Raw genomic sequence first — 18556 nt, forward strand, 5'->3', positions numbered from 1 at the left:
TGATGCTCCTTCAGGATCAACGGTTCGCCGTGAGGGCGAATTCTATTGGTATCTCTACACGGCTGGGCACAGCCCGGCCGTCGACAATTTCGGGGCGGAAACGCCAGCTGGTCACTGCTTCGAGAGCGGCCTGGTCAAGGCTCTCCACCCCCGAGGAACGCACCAGCGTCAGCTTGAGTTGTTGGCCGCGTTCATCGAGGCGCACCTCGATCCGCACCACGCCCTGCTGGTTGCGGCGGCGGGCAGTGTTGGGGTAGCGAGGCGCCGGGGGAGGGGTGACGAAGGACGGGCGCAGGCTGACCACCGGGGTGAGCATGGGTGCCGGAGCGGCAGCGACGGGGAGGGTCGGCTTGGCGTTCTGTGCGGGCGCGGCGGCGGGCGTCGTTGCCGGTGCCGGTCGAGTCGGGGTCTGCGCCATGGTGGCCGGAAGCTCTACGGGTTCGGCACGACGGGGTTCCGGTCTGGTTTCGCCACGGGGTTTGGCAGGCGGTTGCGGCTTGCCTGGCGCCTTGACCATGGACGGCTGGGTGCTGACCGGCAGCGGCTTGACCGGTGTCGGTGCGGTCTCGGCGTTCGCCGTTTCAGGTTGCTTCGCAGGTACAGGCGCAGATGCTGGTGCCGGCATTGGGGCAGGCGCGCGCAGGGGCTGCGACGGAGCCGGTGCGGGTACGGCTATCGGCGCCAGCGTCACCAGCTGAATCGCCATCGGCGGCTGAAAGGCCAGCGGTTCAGGCGCGGCCTGAATCTCGCGAACGAGCCATCCGGCGCTCAGATGCAGCGCAATCGATAACCCCAGACAACCCCAGAAGTGCTTCATGCACACTCGTTCCAGTTTTAAGCGGAATGCATATGGTAATAATTTGCATTTACAAGTCAAGCTGGTTATCTTCGCCGCCGCTGCCGACGAGCGTTTTTGTATACATCCCATCAGCAGAACGGGGCCAAACGCTTTGTCCATAAAAAATCAAACACACGCCGGACAGTGTCCGTCGCCCATGCAGACCCCCTTCAACACCCTGCATGCAAGTGACCCCTGTCAGATCCCAGGAGTAAAAGTTAGATGTCGATCCGCCCGCCATTCGCCATGCGTCCCTGGCTCTGCTTGCTGTTGCTCTCGCCTTCATTGGCCTTTGCCGCTGAACCCGTTACCCAGTTCGATACCGTCAGCGTGACCGCCACTCGCACCGAGCAGACCCTGCTGCAAGTGCCGAGTACCGTGTCGGTGCACAGCGAGCGTGAAATCGATCAGCAGAACGACAAGGACCTCAAGGATGTGGTGCGTTACGAGCCGGGTGTTTCGGTCAGCGGCACCGGCAGCCGTTTCGGTCTGTCCGGGGCAAACATCCGCGGCATCGACGGCAATCGGGTACTGACCCAGGTCGACGGCGTGCGCGTGCCGCAAAGCAACGCTTTCAGCCCGTTCCAGGACGTGCGCAGCAACTACGTCGACCTCGACACCATCAAGCAGGTGGAAATCATCCGCGGCCCGGCGTCCTCGTTGTACGGCAGCGACGCCATCGGCGGTGCGGTCAGCTACCTCACCAAGGATGCCGGCGAGTACCTCGAAGACGGCGACGACACCTACGCGCGCTTCAAGACCGGCTACGACGGCAGCGATGACAGCTGGCAGCGCAGCGCTACGTTCGCCGGGCGTACCGGTACCGTCGACGGCCTGCTGCACCTGGGTCGCCGCGACGGCCAGTCCACCGACACCGCCGGCAACGTCGGTGGCGCAGGCGCATCGCGCACCGAAGCCAACCCGCTGAACTACACCACCGAAAACGTGCTGGCCAAACTGGGCTGGGACTACGGCGAGGGCGACCGCCTGCAGTTCACTTACGAGCGCTACCAGGATGACGCCAACAGCAACCTGCTGAGCGACATCGTCACCCGCGCCACCCTGACCAGCCCGGCGATTCTCGGCTCCACGGCCGATGACAGCATCGACCGCACCCGCTACAGCCTGGCCCATACCCTGGCCCTGGACAGCGCGATGGCCGACAAGCTGCAATGGCAGTTGAACTATCAGGAAAGCAGCAACGACCAGGACACTTATCAGCAGCGCCAGACCGTCTCGCGGGTCAACCGCGTGCGCACCCGCCAGTCGACTTACGATGAGCGCCTGTGGAGCCTGAACACCCAGCTCGACAAGGAATTCGCGATCGCCGACACCCGGCATCACCTGATCTATGGTGCCGAAGTCAAACGCATCGAGTCGAGCAACAAGCGTACGGGTCAAGAAGTGCGCCTGGACACTGGCGCCATTGTGCCGGCCACGGAGAACTTCCCGGTCAGCGACTTCCCGGATCCAACCAGCGAATCCCTGGGCCTGTTCGTCCAGGACAGTATCGAGGTCGGCCGCTGGACCCTGTTGCCGGGCCTGCGCTACGACTACTACCGTCAGACACCGCACGTCACCCAGGAATACCTCAACGGTTTGCCCTCGGACACCGATCCCTCGCGCCTCTCCGACGATCACATTTCGCCGAAGTTCGGCGTGACCTATCAGCTGACCGAACACGAAAGCGTCTACGGCCAGTACGCTGCCGGCTTCCGCGCGCCGAACCCGGTCAACATGTACGGTGAGTTCAGCAACCCGCAATTTGGCTACAAGCAAATCGGCAACCCGAACCTCAAGCCGGAAACCAGCAACAGCTTCGAGACCGGCCTGCGCGGTCGCTACGACCTGGGCAGCTTCGGCATCGCGCTGTTCTACAACAAGTACAAGGACTTCATCGAAACGGTCAGCTTCACGGATCCGACCAGCGACATCCCGCTGACCTTCCAGTCGCAAAACGTGAGCAAGGTCACCATCCGTGGTGCCGAAGCCAAGGGTGACATCAAGCTGGACGCCTTCATGCCGGCAGGTACCCGTGCGCTGGGTTCGATTGCCTATGCACGTGGCAAGAATGAGGAAACCGGCGAGGCGCTCAACAGTGTCGACCCGCTCAAGGCGGTCATGGGCCTGGCCTACGATGCACCGAGCGGTGTGTATGGCGGCCAGGTCATGTGGACCCTGGTTCAGTCCAAGGACCGCGTCGACCACAGCGGCGATGCCGACTTGCTGATCAACCGCCAGTTCGAGACCCCGGGCTACGGCACTCTCGACCTGACGGCCTGGTGGCAGGTGACGCAGGAAGTGTCGATCAACGGCGGCCTGTTCAACGTCACCGACAAGAAGTACTGGAACTGGGGTGACGTGCAGGGCCGCGACGAAAACGCAGCGGGTCTTGATCGTATGACTCAGCCTGGGCGTTATGCGGCGGTCAACCTGATCTGGGAAATCTGATCAGGCAGAAACACTTCCATTGTGGTGAGGGGGCAGTCCCCTTTTTTGGTTCATCACGTAATTCCGGGAAACTGTAGGAGCTGCCGAAGGCTGCGATCTTTTGATCTTGATCTTCAGAAATCTCCAGATCGTAAAAGCAAGATCAAAAGATCGCAGCCTTCGGCAGCTCCTACAGATATTTCGTAATCTGTGCCGTGAAGAACCTTTTTTTGGGGGGCCGATTCGCGACCCAACCTGCATCCTGCTCAGCGCCTCCGGTCGTAAAACCGCGCAACTGCGCGGGCGCTGCCTAGACTTTCTGCTTGATCAGCCTGGGGGAGACTGTCGGTCAAGACAACCAGAGGTTCAATCATGAGCACTCAATCGATAGATACCGAACAGATCAACCTGGTGGTGCGTCATTACGTGGAGGGCATGGTCTTCGCCAATGAAGCGCTGTTGCGCAAGGCCTTTCATCCAGACTGTCGCATCATCGGTCACTTCCAGAAGGTGCTTGAATGGGCTTCCCTGGATGAGTTTGTCATCGCCATCAAGGCCGAAATTCCGGCACCTGCCGGTACGCAGCCGTTTTGGCAGGTGATCAGTCTCGATGTCACCGGCGATGCCGCGGCGGTCAAGGTCATCGATGATTTCGCCGGGATACGGTTTACCGATTACCTGTCGTTACTGAAGGTGGACGGTCGCTGGGTGATCATCAACAAGCTTTATTACTATCAGGAGTAGTGCGCCGCGCTTTGACGCATTCGACGCAAAGGCCTGCGTCTATCTTCATGAAATAAACTCGTGATCATCACGATTTAAATGAGTTTGTCTCACCGGGGCTCAACTACCGACAATGACGCCATCAACCACATGGAGTTTTATTGTCATGGCATTGGCCCATTCCCTTGGATTTCCGCGCATCGGCCGCGACCGTGAACTGAAAAAGGCCCAAGAGGCGTTCTGGAAGGGCGAGCTCGACGAAGCCGGCCTGCGCGCCGTTGGCCGTGACCTGCGCAAGACCCACTGGGACTTGCAGAAAAAGGCCGGGATCGAGCTGTTGCCGGTCGGCGACTTCGCCTGGTACGACCAGGTCCTGACCCACTCGCTGATGTTCGGTGTGATCCCGGAGCGTTTCCGCCCGCACGATGGCAAGGCCAGCCTGCAGACCCTGTTCGGCATGGCGCGCGGTGTGAGCGACAGCTGCTGCGGCGGCGCCCACGCCCAGGAAATGACCAAGTGGTTCGACACCAACTATCACTACCTGGTCCCGGAGTTTAGCGCCGACCAGCAATTCCAGCTTGGCTGGGATCAACTGTTCGAAGAAGTCGAAGAAGCCCGCGCACTGGGGCATAACGTCAAGCCGGTGATCATCGGTCCGCTGACCTACTTGTGGCTGGGCAAGGCCAAGGGGGCCGGGTTCGACAAGCTCGAACTGCTCGAACGCCTGCTGCCGCTGTACGGCCAGATCTTCCAGCGCCTGGCGGCACAGGGCGTTGAGTGGGTGCAAATCGACGAGCCGATCCTGGTCCTCGATCTGCCTCAGGACTGGAAAAACGCCTTCGAACGCGCCTACAACCTGATCCAGCGCGACCCGCTGAAGAAGCTGGTCGCCACTTATTTCGGTGGCCTGGAAGAGAACCTGGGCCTGGCCGCCAATCTGCCGGTGGATGGTCTGCACATCGATCTGGTGCGTGCGCCTGAACAATACCCGACCATTCTCGACCGCCTGCCAGCCTATAAAGTGTTGTCGCTGGGTGTGGTCAACGGTCGTAACGTCTGGCGCTGTGACCTGGAAAACGCCCTGGCCACCCTGCAGCATGCTCACGAACGCCTGGGTGATCGCCTGTGGGTCGCGCCGTCCTGCTCGCTGCTGCACAGCCCGGTTGACCTGGGCCGCGAAGACCAGCTCGATGCCGAGCTGAAAAGCTGGCTGGCGTTTGCCGTGCAGAAGTGTGAAGAGGTCGCGCTACTGGCTCAGGCGGTCAACGAGCCCGAGGCGCCGAACGTGCTTGAAGCGCTGAGCCAAAGCCGCGCCGTTCAGGCGGCCCGTGCTGCATCGCCACGCATCCACAAGCCGGCCGTTCAGGCGCGTGTCGCCGCGATCAGCGCCAGGGATAGCCAGCGTCAATCGCCGTTTGCCCAGCGCATCGCCAGGCAACGCGCCGGTCTGAACCTGCCACTGTTCCCGACCACTACCATTGGTTCGTTCCCGCAAACCGCGTCGATCCGTCTGGCGCGCCAGTCGTTCAAGCAAGGCAAGCTGACCGAGGCCGAATACACCGAAGCCATGCACAGCGAGATTCGCCACGCCGTGCAAGTGCAGGAGAACCTGGGCCTGGACGTGCTGGTGCACGGTGAAGCCGAGCGCAACGACATGGTCGAATACTTCGCCGAGCAACTCGACGGCTATGTGTTCACGCGTTTTGGCTGGGTGCAGAGCTACGGTTCGCGCTGCGTGAAACCGGCGGTGATCTTCGGCGACCTGAGCCGCCCGAAAGCCATGACGGTGGAGTGGATCCGCTACGCCCAAGGCCTCACCGACAAAGTGATGAAGGGCATGCTGACCGGTCCTGTGACCATGCTGATGTGGTCGTTCCCGCGTGAAGACGTGACCCGTGAAGTACAGGCCCGTCAGTTGGCCCTGGCCATTCGCGACGAAGTGGTGGACCTGGAAGCCGCCGGGATCAGGATCGTGCAGATCGACGAAGCGGCGTTCCGCGAAGGCTTGCCGTTGCGCCAGGCGCAATGGCAGCACTACCTGGACTGGGCGACCGAAGTGTTCCGCCTGTGCGCCTCGGGTGTGCGGGACGAAACCCAGATCCACACTCACATGTGCTACAGCGAGTTCAACGATGTAATCGAGTCCATCGCCGCCATGGATGCCGATGTGATCACCATCGAAACCTCGCGCTCGGACATGGAGTTGCTGGACGCGTTCGAAGCCTTCGCCTACCCGAACGACATCGGCCCCGGCGTGTACGACATCCACTCGCCACGGGTGCCGGACGCCTCGGAAATGGCCAACCTGCTGCGCAAGGCCGCCAGGCGCATTCCCGCCGACCACCTGTGGGTCAACCCGGACTGCGGCCTGAAAACCCGCGGCTGGCCGGAAACCGAAGCGGCGCTGGTGCACATGGTCAACGCTGCGCGTCAGTTGCGTAAAGAATGGGCCTGACGCTTTGCTGGATGCACCACTGAAACCTGTGGGAGCGAGCCTGCTCGCGAAGGCGGCATGACAGACACCGGTATAGTGACTGCCAGACCGCAATCGCGAGCAGGCTCGCTCCCACAGTGACCTGGTTAGTTCGCAGATTTTGCGTACAGCCCTGAACCTGTGGGAGCAGCCTGCTCGCGAAGGCGGCATGACAGACACCGGTGTAGTGACTGCCAGATCGCTATCGCGAGCAGGCTCGCTCCCACAGTGACCTGGTTAGTTCGCAGATTTTGCGTACAGCCCCTTAACCTGTGGGAGCGAGCTCGCTCGCGATGACGGCACGACAGACGCCGGTGTAGTGACTGCCAGACCGCAATCGCGAGCAAGCTCGCTCCCACAGTGACCTGGTTAATTCGCAGATTGTGCGTACAGCCCCTTAACCTGTGGGAGCGAGCCTGCTCGCGATGACGGAGTGTCAGGCAACATCGATGTCGAATGTGCCGGCCTCTTTGCTCCTACAGCCGCGGCTCGGCCACCAGCAGCAACGACTGCGGTACAGGGCTTTGCGGGTGCTGCGGTTCCTGCAAGCCGACCAGTACGAAACCCGCCATGTCCAGCGCGTTGAGCCAACTGGACAGGGTACGGAAGTACCATGGCATGGGCTGCCACTGGCCCTTGAATCCGACAAAGGTCTCTTCCCGCCAGCCATCCTGATAGTCGCCCGCCGCAACGGCCCACGGATGCAGCGTCTGGATCACCAGCGCGCCGCCAGGGGCGAGCAGGCTGTTCATGGCGCCGAGCAGGGGGATGATGTCCTGATGCAGCAGGGCGAAGTTGGCGCAGATCAGGTTGTAGTCGCGGCCGATGTCGACGGCTGCCTCTGCCAGCTGTTCATAGCTCGCCAGATGCACTGGTGCAGCGCCCGCCGCCCGTGCCGCTTCCACCAGCGTCGCATCGCCATCCACACCGACCGCCTCGATGCCCCGGTCCGTCAGCGCACGCAACAGCCAGCCTTCGCCGCAGCCCAGGTCGAGCACCCGCTCGGGCTGGCGCCCCAGCACCGCCAGCAGGATGGCCTGGTCGGTGACCTTCAGACGGCTTTCGATGGTGCCCGTGCGGATGGCGTCGATCCAGGCCCGGGCATTGTGGTGCCAGCTGTCGAGGAGGGTGGATTCGGGGGCGGGCATGGCGTTGTCCGGCGCTAGGTGGCAGTTGCCAAGTGATAGGCAACCAACGCGTTGGCGTGGCCATGCCCCATGCCGTGTTCGGTCTTGAGCCAGGCCACCAGTTCCATGTGTTTCTTGTCGCGGACGGTTTTAAGCAGGTCCAGCCAATGGCTGATCGGCTGCCCATACTTCTTCTCGATTGACGGGAAGTACGAAGCCGGTCCTTTGGGTTTTGTCTCTTCGGTCACGATGCAAACTCCCTTTTCGCTTTTGTGGATTCGAAAGCAGCACCGGTTACGTTACTGATTTGCGGTCGGCGAGTCCATCGTTCCAGCGGTCATCCCGTCATCGATCGCGATGCCCCGGGCGCGCATGGCCTTGATCAACTCGCTGCGGGTGCCGGGCAGGTTGAGCATGGTCTGGGCACGCAGCGCCGTGACTTCTTCGGCGGTGTAAGGCTGATAGTCGGCCGGCAGGCTTTCGCCCGCCATGCCGTCTTTACGCATCAGCCAGTTAAGCAAGTCCGCCAGTTGCGCGTTGTTCAGCGCCGACTGCGACATGCCCGGCACCCGCACGAGGAATTCGCGGCCGCCCGGTACCTTCAGGAAGTTGCCGACAAAGCCTTTCATCCGCGGCGTGTCGTTGGCGGCGGAACCCGTGCCGTCGCCCAGGTGGCAACCGGCGCATTGCAGCTGATAGTTGACGCCTACGCCGTACCCGGCCTGGGCAATCGGTTTTTGCACCGCTTCGTTGCCCGGCGCATGGCCCTGCGCCGGGTCGGGAATAGCCCGGGCGAACGCGAGCGGGGCGCTCAGGGCGCAGACGAGTCCGAGCAATATCAACCTACGCATAAAAAAGACCTCCGCTGATGACCGGTTTGGCACCTCAATGTAGGAGCGAGCCTGCTCGCGAAGGACGTCAACGATAACGCGGGCTATCTGGTTTAACGCGTCGCCCTTGAGTTCTTCGCGAGCAGGCTCGCTCCTACAGGTACACACACACACACACAAAGCCGTAAAAAAGAGAAAAGCAGCCACAGAAAAAAACCGCCGGTTGCCCGAGCAACCGGCGGAAAGTGCGCGTTTAGACGGCGACGCCGCGGATCACCGAAACGGTGCAGTGGTAGATGTGCGACTTGGCGGCCAGGCACCAGTTCACATCGTTGTTGTTGAACGGGCGGTAAGCCGGTTCTTCACTGTCGTTACGGGTACAGGCGCACTGGGCGCAGCTTTGCTTACCGCAGCAGTCGTTGTACGAAATGATGTAGTCCTTGCCATCGGCCGGGTTGCGGCAGGTGCCGATCCAGGTCACTTGCGAGGCTTCGGTGCCTGGCGGGCAGGAGGTCACCGATCCGCCGCAGCAGCTGCACAGAAAGCCGTCGATGGAGCAGTAGCGCCAGTAGTCGCAGCTGTTCGGATCACCCGGGTCGCCAGCCTGCGCCGGCTCCGCGGCCAGGGCCTTGCTGGTACGGTCCAGCGGCAGCAGCAAGGGCAGGGCGGCGCCGGCCACCATCAGCGAGCCCATGCGCGACAGCAATTTGCGGCGCGAGGTGGTGTCGGCCACGCGGCGGGTCGAGCGCTCGAACAACAGATCCAGCAGTTTCATAAACGTCTCCCTGCCTTATCAGTGGCTATGGCCGTGGCTGTGGTCGTGGGTGTGGGGTTGGGCATTGAGGTACTGCTGCAGCGTGGCGTGCTTGAGGTGCTCGACTTCGAACAGGCTGTCCAGGTGCTCGCGGGAGTTGACCAGGCCCTTGGCGCGCAGGGTGCCGGCCTTGTCGATCAGCGCGGCGTACGGCAGCTTGCCGATCTGGTAGGTCATGCCCACTTGCGGGCCGACCACGTAGGTGGCGTCTTCGAGTTTGTGTTCACGGATCAGCGCTTGCTGGGCGTCCATGTCGCCATCGCTGACGAACACCACGTCCAGACTGCCGGCTTGCTCCCTGGCGATGGATTTGATCGCCGGCAGCAGCGACTTGCAGATCGGGCAGGTCGGCGAGAGGAAGAACAGCAATTGCGATTTTTCACCGGCATAGCCGAAGTTCACCGGGCGACCGTGACGATCGCTGGCAGTGATTTGCGGCGCGGGTTCATTGACCGCCACGCCTTTGTCGACCATCAGCGCGCCGGCCGGGGCCAGACGCCCGTGCAGCACGCCAATCTGCCGCACCAGGCCCATGACGACAAACGCCACGGCCACCAGCAGCACCCAGAGCAGAACGTTGGAAACAATCAAGCCTTCCATTTCGATTACCTACCAATCAATTTGAGCAGAAGAGGGGAGTTCGCCAGCAAGCCATCGGCCGCGGCGTAGATGAGCAACGCGACTGCGGCGGCGGCCAGGGTCACGAAGCCATCGAACAGGTTGAGGTCGCGGGCCACCGGCGCCACGCTGGCCACCAGCGCAAGCAGCACCAGTGCGCTGTTGCGCGCCAGCAGGACCGGGCGCAGCGGCTGTGCCTGGTCGGGACCGGCGCAACCGCAGTCGATGTCCGCGCGACCGCGCCACAGGTTGATGCCGATGGCGGCGGCGTACAGCGCCAACAGGCTGGCCGCGCTTATTGCGGCGTAACCACGGCTGATCGGCACTAGCAGGGCAAAGGCGATGGCCAGTTCCAGCAGCGGCACCAGCCGTGCCGTCGGGCGCACCAGCGCCTGGGGCAGCAGTTGGTAGTCCGCCAGTTGCCGGGCGAAGCGGGCCGGCGCGCGCAACTTGTGGGTCGCGGCGCTGGCCAGCAACACCGCGATGGCGATGGCGCTGGCAATGATGAAGATCGGATCTGTGTGCATGGCCGAACCTCTCAGTAGCTCAGGACCTGAGTCGCGGTCTTCGCGACTTTTGGCATGCTGCCGGTGAGCTTGTTGGTCTTCAGATCGAAAATCTGCAAACCGCCTTCCACATCGGTGCCGAGCAACAGCGGCTTGTCATCGCCAGTGGCCTGCATGCTCCACACCGGAACCGGGGCTTCCAGGGTCGCTACCTTCTTGTGGGTCTTGAGGTCGAACGCCCAGATCAGCGGGCTCGGGTCTTCCCACTTCATGGCTTCGTGGGCGTCGTGCATCAGCACATACAGACGGTCCAGCTTCGGTGCCACGGCCATCAACTGCCAGCCACCCGGTGCCCAACCGGCCTTCTTTTCTTCGTCGGTAACCAGCGACCAGGACGGCAGGATCTTCGGCGCGTCACCGGCGAAATCCACCGGGCGCACGGTGCCGGTCGTGGTGGTGAAGTAGTAGGTGTCGCCGACGTTGACCGCGCGCTCTACCAGTTTTTCCGCGTTCGGATCAAAGAACGGCGTCCGGCTGCGCGCGGTTTCCTGGCCCTGATCGTTGAGGGTCACCACTTGCAGGCTGCCGTCGCCGCACAGCGAGGCGAAGCGGCGGTTGCCGATCGGGTAGTTGAGCACGCAACCGGGGATGGCGATTTCCGTGGCAACGGCCTTGGCCTGGGTATCGACCACAGTGACCGAGGTCGACGGCGTGAAGTTGTAGACATAGACGAACTTGTCGTCGCCACTCGGCTTGAGCGCATAACGCTGAGTCAGCGATTCGGCGCGCTTGTTCGGGATCAGCACTTCCCAGGCCGGCGACAGGGTAGAACTGTCCCATGCGGTCAGCACATCGGTCCGGGTACCGCGGGTGCCGCGCGAATACCAGATGTCCGCACTGTAGAGAATCTTCTTGTCATGGCTGAGGGTCGACGGCGCGGCAAAACCGGTCGGCACCATGCCGAGGATGCGCTTCTGGTCCGGGTCGACCACGGTCACGCGGCCAGCGACGAAACTGTCGAACTCGACGTCGATGACAAACGCGCGGTGAGCTTCGGGTGGAAACGCCAGAACGGTCTGGCCAATCGTACCGGCGGGCAAATCCGCGCGGGCACTGTTCAAACCGAGTACAAGCAGGCTCAGGCCAAGCGCTGACTGTACGGAGATCCTGTTTGTTCGCATAAGGGGAACTTCCTGAATTGTTGGTAACGCGGATCGCGGGTGCTTTGGCAGATTTTTACCCTTTGATTCTGCCGTGCCCCGCGATCAGGAGAATTGCCCTGCCTGCCAAGTGTTTGTGTGTCTGTGCCAGTCGTGATGAACAGCGAAAAGATCGCAGCCTGCGGCAGCTCCTACAGGGCAATGCGCACCCTGTAGGAGCTGCCGCAGGCTGCGATCTTTGCTTTAAGCGAGGGGGAGGGAAAAGCTGAAAACAGCGCCGCAGGGCTCGAGGTTTTGCGCCCAGATATCGCCCCGGTGGCGGCCGATGATGTTCTTGCACAGCGCCAGGCCAATGCCGTTGCCGCTGACCTTGGAGGAGAAAAATCCGTCGAACAGCTTCTCCTGCGCCTGGGCCTGGATGCCACGGCCGCAGTCTTCGATGCGCACCAGCGCCACCTCGTTGTCGCGGCTGGCCTGGATACGCAACACGCGGCGTTCGGCGGGCAGGTCGGCCATTTCTTCGATGGCGTTGAAGGCCAGGTTGAGGATCACCTGGCCGATCAGCACCTTCTCGCAACTCACCATCAGCGGTTCGGGTGAGGCGATGATTTCCACGCGCACCCGGCTCGGGTCGGCCCGCAGGCTGATGAAGTAGCGGGTTTCGCGCAGCAGCTCATTAAGGTCGACCCGCTCTTCCGATTGCTCCAGCTTGACCACGTAGTCGCGCACGCTCTTGATGATCACCGAGGCATGCTCGATTTGCCGTACCGCGTTTTGCAAACCCCAGGCGACGTCCTGATCGGTTTCCTCCGCGTTGCCCAGGCGAATCATCGTGCCTTCGATGAAGTTGCGGGTGGCGGCCAAGGGTTGGCTCAGTTCATGGGCGATGGCCACGGCCATTTCGCCCATGGCGTTGTAGCGCGCCAGGTACTCGAGTTTCTGCTCGCTGACCCGCCGCGCCTCCTCGGCCTGGACCTGCTCGGTGACGTCGCGGAACAACAGCAGATGGCCGACCAGATCATCTTCAATCTCGATGTAGCGGCAGGTCGCGTCATGCCAACGCCATTCGCCATCTCGGCGCTGCACCTTGTAATGCACGTTGAACGGCGCGTGCTCCGGCGTTTCATGGGCAAGTTGTTGCAGCAGGCGCTGGCCGGATGCGTCGTCGCACCAGGCCAGGAAGTTCTTGCCCATCAGCTTGTGCACTTCGCTGTTGAGCAGGTGCGCGCCGGAGTCGCTGATAAAGCGGATGTCGCCCTCGGGGCCGAGCACCGCCACGCCTTCGGCCAGGTCCTGCATGAAGGCCTTGAGCCGGCTCTCGAAACGCTTGAGGTCGCGCTTGACCTTGTCCTCTTTGGAGATGTCGCGGAACTGCACCATCAACACATCGCGACCGTCCAGGTGCACCAGGGTCGCCACCGCCTCGGAAAGAATCTCCACCCCTTGTTTGGAGCGATAGCACCACTCGATGGCGCGCTGCCCGGTGCGCGCGGCGCCTTCGAGCCAGCGCAAGCCGACCGAACGTCGGTACTTCGGCGCATCGCGGGTCATGTCCGGGGCCTTGAGCGGCGTCAGTTCCTCCAGGGTAAAGCCCAGCGCCGCCAGGGCAGCGGCGTTGGCCCAGAGAATCTCCTTGGTGTGCGCGTCATGAAGAATGATGCACAGCGGCATGGCTTCGATCAGGGCAAAAAAGTCGTTCGGTTTTGGCAGGTACATCGCACGGCCCCTGGCGGCAGAGATTTGCAGTATGGCGTTTTATACCTGCTCGCACAGCGCGATGCGCTCAGAGGTAACCGGCGTGGATCTAGGGGTTTTCTTTAGCGAGGAGGCTGCACGCACCAATAGTTGCGGGCGGATGCGGTTTTTACACTGGACCCCAATGCAAGGGCAACGACCCGACCCTTGTAGGAGCGAGCTTGCTCGCGATGAGCCTGAGAGCGCCACGGGGTGCCAGGTTTCCAGCGTCATCGTTGACGACCATCGCGAGCAAGCTCGCTCCTACAAGGAGCGGTGGAGCCCTCTAACAATAATCAAAACGGAGAACTAGCCCATGCTGCGTTCAGCTGTCGCGCAACAAGACCCTGTGTCCGGACCGGTCGTGCCAATGGTCGAGAGTCAGCTATTTGAGCAGGTGCTGGATGAGGTTCGCCAACGCCGCGAAGAATTCGACGCCGGCTCCCACGTGCCTCGGGACATGATCGAGCGCTTCAAGCAGCTGGGCATCTATCGCGCCGCCACGCCGAAATGCTACGGCGGCGACGCCCTGGCGCCGGCGCTGTTCCTGCACATGATCGAACGCATCTCCGAAGCCGACGGCTCGGCGGGCTGGGTCGCCAGCTTCGGCAGCGCCGGTGTCTATCTGGCGGCCTTGCCACCGCAAACCCTGGCTGAAATCTACGCCCAGAGCCCGGACCTGGTGTTCGCCGGCGGCTTGTTCCCGCTGCAGCCAGCCGAGACGGTGGAAGGCGGCTGGCAGGTCAACGGCACCTGGAAGTTCGCCAGCGGCAGCAAAGGCGCGGACCTGCTGGGTGTCGGCATCGGCGCCAGTGGGGCCGGCGGCAAACCGCGCACGGCGGTGTTCCCGGCCAGCCAGGTCGAGATCGTCGAGAACTGGGACGTGGTCGGCCTCAAGGGCACCGGCAGCCATGACCTGCGTGTCACCGACAAATTCGTCGAGGACCGCTGGACCTTCATCCGTGGCGGTGCCGCCACCATCGACGAACCGCTGTTCCGCTACCCGTCGATCGCCTACGCCGCGCAAGTGCTGGCGGTGGTCAACCTCGGCCTGGCCCGTGCAGCGCTGGACGAAATCAGTCGCATGGCCGGCGCCGGCGGCATTACCGGTGCGCCGAAAATGGCCGACCGCGCTTACGTGCGCATCGAGATCGCCAAGGCCGAAGCCAAGCTGATGGCCGCGCGGGGGTTCTTCTACAACGCCACCGAACAGGTGTGGAACTCGATCCTGGCCGGCCACCCGGTCACGCCGGAGCAGACCAGCCTGCTGCGCCTGTCGGCGATCCATGTCTCGCAGGCGGGTGCCGAGGTGGTGCAGAGCGCCTACAGCCTGGCCGGGACCACCGCCATTTACCTGCGTCATCCGCTGCAACGCTACCTGCGCGACTCGATGGTGGTGACCCAGCACGCCTTCCTCAGCGAAGGGCTGTACGACGGCGCCGGCTCGGTGTTCCTCGGCGTGCCGCCGTTCCCGGGCTACATCTGATTTTTCATTACTTTTTCAAGGATCAACAGCATGTCCCAAGCTACCCAGGAACCGTTGCGCGTCGTCTTCTGCATCGGCATCACCCAGAACTTTTTCGACCTGCCCACCGGCGAAGGCCTGAGCGTGTGGAAGGGTTTCAGCCAGATGATGGGCTCCCTCGGCGCCATGCCCGGCATCACCGTGCTCGGTGCCATGGACGACGACCGCCTGATGGTCGGCCCGTCGACCACCTCGCCCTGGACCGTGTACATCATGGCCGACGTCGACTGCCACCAGTCGGTGATCGACGCCTGCAACCTGTTTCGCACCACGCCGGTGGGCGAGTACAGCCTGTGGCGCTACGCCAAGGTCGAAGCGCGCATCGGTCGCCCGCTGACCATCCCTGACGCGGCCAGGGTGTAAGCCATGAACGAGGCCTTGCTGCAGCGTCTGGCGACGCTCGAAGGGGAAGGCGCAGTGCGCCGTTTGATGGCGCGCTACATGGACCTGTGCGATGTGCCGAGGGCGCTTACCCATGTCAGCGAATTGTCTGAGCTGTTCTGCATCGATGCGATCTGGGAAGGCATTGGCAGCCAGACCGCGCAGACCTTCGGTCAGCACCGTGGGCGCGAGGCCGTGGCCGCGTTTGTCGGCGGTTACCTGCCGCCGTCGGACCACTTCCGACTGAACCTGCATTACCTCACCAGCGAGTCGATCGTGGTCGACGGTGATCGGGCGCAAGGGCAGTGGATCATGCAGCAGATTTCCACCTACGCCGACGGTCGCAGCGAGCTGTTCGGCACGCGGCTGAACATCGATTTCCGTTGCGTCGACGGCACCTGGCTGATCGCCCATTTCCGCACGCAACGGCTGTTCAACACGGAGCTCTTCACCTTGGGAGCGGGCACATGAGTACTTTCATCAGCGAATTCCTCCTCGGTGGCAACGGCAAGCGCGTGGCCATCAAGGACTCCATCGACATCGCCGGCCACCCGACCCGCTCGGGCAGCCGTGCCTTCGCCGATGCACCCGCTGCCACGAAAAACGCCGAAGTGGTCGACGCGATCCTCGACGCCGGCTGGCAGATCGTCGGCAAGACCAACCTGCATGAACTGGCCTTCGGCGTCACCGGCATCAACGACTGGACCGGTACACCGCTGAACCCGCAGGCGCCGGACCGGGTGCCGGGTGGTTCCTCCAGCGGCTCGGCCTCGGCCGTCGCCGCCGGCCTGGCAGACATCGCCATCGGCACCGACACCGGAGGTTCGGTGCGGGTGCCGGCGGCGTGCTGCGGTATCGCCGGGCTCAAGCCGACCTATGGCCGTGTCAGCCGTATCGGTGCGCATCCGCTGGAGTCCAGCCTCGATTGCGTCGGGCCGTTCGCCAGGTCCATGGACGACCTGATCGCCGCCATGCAGGTGATTTGCCCAGGCTTTGGCGTGCAGGGACTGCCCGCAGACGGCGCGAAAGTCGGCTTCCTCGACGTGGCCTGTGACGCGCATCTGCAAGCCAGTCTCGGTGCCGCGTCCGACCGTGCCGGCTGGCGTCGCAGCCATCTGCACCTGAGCGAATTCGAAGCCGCGTTCGCCGCCGGCCTGACCGTGATCAATTTTGAAAACTGGGCCGCGTTCGGTCATCTCACCGGAAAAGGCCTGATTGGCGCCGATGTCGAGACACGCCTGCTGGCGGCCAGCCGTACTACGCGTGAAGAGCTCGCAGAGGCAGAGGCCGTGCGCACGCGCTTCACGCAACAGGTGGATGCGGCGCTGGAAGAGTTCGCCGTGCTGTTGCTGCCGACGCTGCCAAGCCTGCCGCCAACCCTCAGCGAAGCCCGCGCCGGCAGCAAGGCCGTGGCCGGCATGACCCCGCTGGTGCGGCCTTTCAACCTCAGCGGCCACCCGGCGCTGACGGTGCCGGTTGAACTCGATTGCGGCGGATTGAAAGTCGGCCTGCAAATCGTCGGCCGCAAAGGTCAGGACGAGCTGGTCTGCGCCTTTGGTGCGCAACTTCAAGCCTCTACAACCCAAATCTGAAAAGAAGCCATGAGGAGAACCGCATGAGCACTCATGAATACCGGCTGATCGCAACGTCGAAAAGCCCCGAAGACCTGGTCAGTCACGACCGCGTCGACGTCTCGCTGTACAACGATCCGGCGCTGTTCGAAGCCGAGCTGGAAAAGATTTTCTACCGCACCTGGGTGTGGGTGGCCCACGAAAGCGAAGTGCGCAACAGCGGCGACTTCAAGACCGCCACCATCGGCCGTCGCCCGGTGATCGTCGTGCGCGACAAGAAAAACACCATCAACGTGCTGGAAAACCGTTGCCGGCACCGTGGCGCCACCGTGTGCGAGAAGCACAAGGGCAACGCCACCGGTTTCACCTGCCCGTACCACAGCTGGTCCTATGGCCTGGACGGCAAGCTGCGGGCGTTGCCGTATCCGGACGGTTACGAAGGCATCCTGGAAAAGTCCGAACTGCCGCTGACCAGCCTGCGCGTCGAAAGCTACGCCGGTATGGTCTTCGCCAGCTACAACGACGAGATCGAACCGCTGGAAGACTTCCTCGGCGGCGCCAGACACTGGATGGACCTGTTCATGAAGCAGGGCGCCGGCTACCCGATCAAGACCCAGGGCGAACACAAGTTCAGCTTCAAGGGCAACTGGAAGATCCAGCTGGAAAACACCACCGACGGTTATCACTTCCCGATCGTGCACAAGTCGTTCATGTCGTCGGTGGATGAAGAAACCTCGGAAATGCTCTCGTTCATGACCGACGAACAAGCCGTGACCCACTCCCTGGGCAACGGCCACAGCGTGATGGTGATGGTGCCGGAGCACGTCGACCTGGATCACGACGACGGCACCGAACAGTTGCAGGAACGCTTCGCCCACGTCACCGAAGAGCTGTCGAAAACCCTGCCGGCCGATCAGGTGCGTCGCATCGTGCGTTCGCTGCACGGCGCCGGTTTCAACCTGAACCTGTTCCCCAACGTGGCGATGTCGATGTCGTTCTTCCGCGTGCTGCGCCCGGTGTCGGTCACCGAAACCGAGATCCGTCACGTGGCCCTCGGCATGGACGGCGGCCCGGAAGTCGCCAACCGCGAACGCATGCGCATCCACGAACACTTCCAGGGCCCGTTCGGTTTCGGCAGCCCCGACGATGCCGAAGCCTGGGACCGCGTGCAGCGCGGCTCGTATGCCGGCGTCGATGCGCCGATCCTGGTCAACCGCGGCCTGAACCGCGAAATCACCGCTGAAAACGGCGACAAGGTCAGCCACGCCACCGACGAAGGCGGCATGCGCGGTGCCTACGACATGTGGAAAAGGATGATGAGCCAATGAGCAATCACGACACCCTGAACGGTTTTACCGGTCCCTTGGCCCAGGCCATCGAATTCATCTGGCGCGAAGCCGAACTGCTCGACCACAAGAACTATGCCGAATGGGCGACCCTGTGGAGCGACAGCGGCAAGTACATCGTGCCGATCGACCCGGACACCGAAGATTTCGAAGCGACCCTCAACTACGCCTACGACGATGCACGCATGCGTGCCCTGCGCATCGAACGCCTGAGCGCCGGCTTCTCGCCGTCGGCGGTGGACGCGGCGAAAACCATTCGCACCGTCTCGCGTTTCCGTCTGGTGGAAGCGGCCGGTGACATCGTCGAAGTGAATTCCGCGCAGTTGCTGTACGCCTACAAGCGCGGTGTGCACACGCCATTCGTGGCCGACCTGAACCACCGCATCCGCTTCACCGACGGCGTGCCGACCCTGGAACGCAAGGTGGTGCGCCTGATCAACTCCACCGACAGCCTGAGCGCGCTCGGCTTTCTTTTGTGAG

Annotated in this window: 18 protein-coding genes and 1 pseudogene; 9 read left to right on the forward strand and 10 right to left on the reverse strand. The window is 62.8% G+C overall.

Annotated elements, in window-relative coordinates; all coding sequences use genetic code 11:
- Positions 1–16: 16 nt before the first annotated feature.
- A complete protein-coding gene (locus tag AC3WJW_RS21465; RefSeq protein WP_493727291.1) occupies positions 17–817 on the reverse strand; it encodes an energy transducer TonB in 801 nt (266 codons plus the stop codon).
- 243 nt (positions 818–1060) lie between these two features.
- Between AC3WJW_RS21465 and AC3WJW_RS21470 the strand changes: the two genes are divergently transcribed.
- The 3 genes from AC3WJW_RS21470 (at position 1061) to metE (ending at position 6446) form a co-directional block, all read left to right on the forward strand.
- Entirely contained in the window at positions 1061–3289 is a 2229-nt protein-coding gene (locus AC3WJW_RS21470) for a TonB-dependent hemoglobin/transferrin/lactoferrin family receptor (RefSeq protein ID WP_493727292.1), read from the forward strand.
- A 351-nt stretch (positions 3290–3640) separates the two neighbouring features.
- Positions 3641–4012: a nuclear transport factor 2 family protein gene (locus AC3WJW_RS21475; protein WP_493727293.1), complete on the forward strand. Its 372-nt coding sequence runs from the start codon at positions 3641–3643 to the stop codon at positions 4010–4012.
- Between the two features lie 145 nt (positions 4013–4157).
- The gene (gene metE, locus AC3WJW_RS21480; RefSeq protein WP_493727294.1) at positions 4158–6446 is read left to right on the forward strand and encodes a 5-methyltetrahydropteroyltriglutamate--homocysteine S-methyltransferase; all 2289 of its coding nucleotides are present in this window, start codon (positions 4158–4160) and stop codon (positions 6444–6446) included.
- Positions 6447–6940: 494 nt separating this feature from the next.
- Here the strand turns inward: metE and AC3WJW_RS21485 are convergent, their stop codons facing one another.
- From AC3WJW_RS21485 to AC3WJW_RS21525, 9 genes and pseudogenes are all read right to left on the reverse strand, one after another.
- Complete coding sequence (locus tag AC3WJW_RS21485; protein ID WP_493727295.1) at positions 6941–7612, reverse strand: class I SAM-dependent methyltransferase; 672 nt, start codon at positions 7610–7612, stop codon at positions 6941–6943.
- Between the two features lie 14 nt (positions 7613–7626).
- A complete protein-coding gene (locus AC3WJW_RS21490) occupies positions 7627–7839 on the reverse strand; it encodes a DUF4287 domain-containing protein (protein WP_493727296.1) in 213 nt (70 codons plus the stop codon).
- A 51-nt stretch (positions 7840–7890) separates the two neighbouring features.
- Positions 7891–8442: a cytochrome C gene (locus AC3WJW_RS21495; RefSeq protein WP_493727297.1), complete on the reverse strand. Its 552-nt coding sequence runs from the start codon at positions 8440–8442 to the stop codon at positions 7891–7893.
- Positions 8443–8674: 232 nt separating this feature from the next.
- Positions 8675–9196, reverse strand: coding sequence for a methylamine dehydrogenase light chain (locus AC3WJW_RS21500; RefSeq protein ID WP_007978110.1), 522 nt, complete (start codon positions 9194–9196; stop codon positions 8675–8677).
- 18 nt (positions 9197–9214) lie between these two features.
- Positions 9215–9835, reverse strand: coding sequence for a methylamine dehydrogenase accessory protein MauD (mauD, locus tag AC3WJW_RS21505; RefSeq protein ID WP_095968172.1), 621 nt, complete (start codon positions 9833–9835; stop codon positions 9215–9217).
- Between the two features lie 5 nt (positions 9836–9840).
- Entirely contained in the window at positions 9841–10380 is a 540-nt protein-coding gene (locus AC3WJW_RS21510; protein ID WP_493727298.1) for a MauE/DoxX family redox-associated membrane protein, read from the reverse strand.
- Between the two features lie 11 nt (positions 10381–10391).
- Positions 10392–11540: an amine dehydrogenase large subunit gene (locus tag AC3WJW_RS21515; protein WP_493727299.1), complete on the reverse strand. Its 1149-nt coding sequence runs from the start codon at positions 11538–11540 to the stop codon at positions 10392–10394.
- A 222-nt stretch (positions 11541–11762) separates the two neighbouring features.
- Entirely contained in the window at positions 11763–13235 is a 1473-nt protein-coding gene (locus tag AC3WJW_RS21520) for a PAS domain-containing sensor histidine kinase (RefSeq protein WP_493727300.1), read from the reverse strand.
- Between the two features lie 187 nt (positions 13236–13422).
- A pseudogene (locus AC3WJW_RS21525) lies at positions 13423–13500 on the reverse strand (outer membrane lipoprotein carrier protein LolA); the annotation flags it as partial.
- A 69-nt stretch (positions 13501–13569) separates the two neighbouring features.
- Here AC3WJW_RS21525 and AC3WJW_RS21530 point away from each other — a divergent pair.
- From AC3WJW_RS21530 to AC3WJW_RS21555, 6 genes are read left to right on the forward strand one after another with little or no spacing between them, the layout of a single operon-like run.
- A complete protein-coding gene (locus tag AC3WJW_RS21530) occupies positions 13570–14739 on the forward strand; it encodes an acyl-CoA dehydrogenase family protein (protein WP_493727301.1) in 1170 nt (389 codons plus the stop codon).
- A gap of 30 nt (positions 14740–14769) precedes the next feature.
- On the forward strand, positions 14770–15141 hold the full coding sequence (locus tag AC3WJW_RS21535) for a hypothetical protein (protein ID WP_007978123.1): 372 nt from the start codon (positions 14770–14772) through the stop codon (positions 15139–15141).
- A gap of 3 nt (positions 15142–15144) precedes the next feature.
- Positions 15145–15630: a nuclear transport factor 2 family protein gene (locus tag AC3WJW_RS21540; RefSeq protein WP_493727302.1), complete on the forward strand. Its 486-nt coding sequence runs from the start codon at positions 15145–15147 to the stop codon at positions 15628–15630.
- Positions 15627–16751: an amidase gene (locus tag AC3WJW_RS21545; protein WP_493727303.1), complete on the forward strand. Its 1125-nt coding sequence runs from the start codon at positions 15627–15629 to the stop codon at positions 16749–16751. Before AC3WJW_RS21540 ends, AC3WJW_RS21545 begins: the two co-directional genes overlap by 4 nt.
- Positions 16752–16774: 23 nt before the next feature.
- Complete coding sequence (locus AC3WJW_RS21550; protein ID WP_493727304.1) at positions 16775–18058, forward strand: aromatic ring-hydroxylating oxygenase subunit alpha; 1284 nt, start codon at positions 16775–16777, stop codon at positions 18056–18058.
- Positions 18055–18555 carry an aromatic-ring-hydroxylating dioxygenase subunit beta gene (locus tag AC3WJW_RS21555; RefSeq protein ID WP_407802493.1) on the forward strand — a complete coding sequence of 167 codons (501 nt, stop codon included), beginning with the start codon at positions 18055–18057 and terminating at the stop codon, positions 18553–18555. Before AC3WJW_RS21550 ends, AC3WJW_RS21555 begins: the two co-directional genes overlap by 4 nt.
- Position 18556: the final 1 nt, after the last annotated feature.

The organism is Pseudomonas sp. GW821-FHT07G06 (genome assembly GCF_058986625.1).